Raw genomic sequence first — 1060 nt, 5'->3', positions numbered from 1 at the left:
CCGGGGAGGTGGCGCGGCGCAGGATGGCGTAGGCGGGCTGCGCCTCGCCGGTGCGCCGCGCCACCTCCCCGGTCGCGTGCTCGACGACCCGGCCGTTGCCGGCGATCTTCTGGCGCACCTGCTCGAGGTTGCCCTGCGCCTCCTTGATCTGGTCGAGGATCTCGGTGCGCCGCGTGGTCCTCAGCTCGACGGCGGTCTGCTCGGCGCGGGTGACGTCCTGCGCGTTCTTGAGCATGTCGGAGTGGAGCTGGCGCTTCTTGCCCTCCGCCTCGGCGAGGCGCGATTCGATCGGGAACAGGACCGGCCGGCGCGACAGGCCGCGGGAGACGAGATCGGTCTGGTCCTCGAGTTCCTTCTTCGCCACGGCGATCTGCCGGTCGATCGCGGCGGACTGCCCCTCGATCGCCTTGTTCTGGTTCTCCGCCAGGACCTTGATCTGCTGCTGGTTGGCGACCGCCGCGGCGAGCGCCGCCTGGCGCTGCTTCAAAAACTTGGTCTCGTCGGCCATCGCCCGCACGACCCCCGGGTCGCCCTTGCGGGCCGCGAGCTCGTCGGGGAGCGCGACCGCGTCCCGACCGGCGAGCTCGGCCTCGAGCCGGGCGATCCGCGCGAGCAGGATGTCGCGGTTGACCGCCTGGACCGCGGTGTCGCCGGTGGCGCTCATCAGGTCGCGCTGGTAGCGGCCGAGCTCCATGTCGGGCCGCCGGTAGAGCCCGCCGGCGATGCTCAGCGCATGCAAGACCGTCATCCCGGGGCGGAACGGGTAGCTGCCCGGCCGGTCGACCACGCCGACGATGTAGAACGGCCGGTACTCGATGATCTCGACCGAGGCGCTCGGCGCCGTGAGCGTGCCGAACTTGCCCTGGAACAGGGCGGCGATCGCCGCGCCCAGCTCCGCGGTGCTGCGCCCTTCCGCCGGCACGTCGCCGACCATCGGCAGCGAGACGCGGCCGTCCGTGTCGACCGCGAAGGTGCCGTCGAGCCTTGTCTGGAAGTCGCCCCCGGGCGAGGCCCACGACTGGCTTCCCCCCGGGGCGGGCGGCGCCGCCGACCATTGCGA

General features: G+C 72.6%; 1 protein-coding gene. It reads right to left on the bottom strand.

Features of this window, described 5'->3' with window-relative positions; genetic code table 11:
- Nucleotides 1-1060 (bottom strand): polysaccharide biosynthesis/export family protein (locus QR78_RS32095; protein WP_053221073.1); only part of this gene is annotated, 1060 nt, incomplete at both ends.

The sequence above is a fragment of the Methylobacterium indicum genome (assembly GCF_001043895.1).
GTDB classification, from domain to species: domain Bacteria; phylum Pseudomonadota; class Alphaproteobacteria; order Rhizobiales; family Beijerinckiaceae; genus Methylobacterium; species Methylobacterium indicum.
Note: the sequence above shows the minus strand (reverse complement) of the source record. Positions and strands in the feature narration are given on the sequence as shown.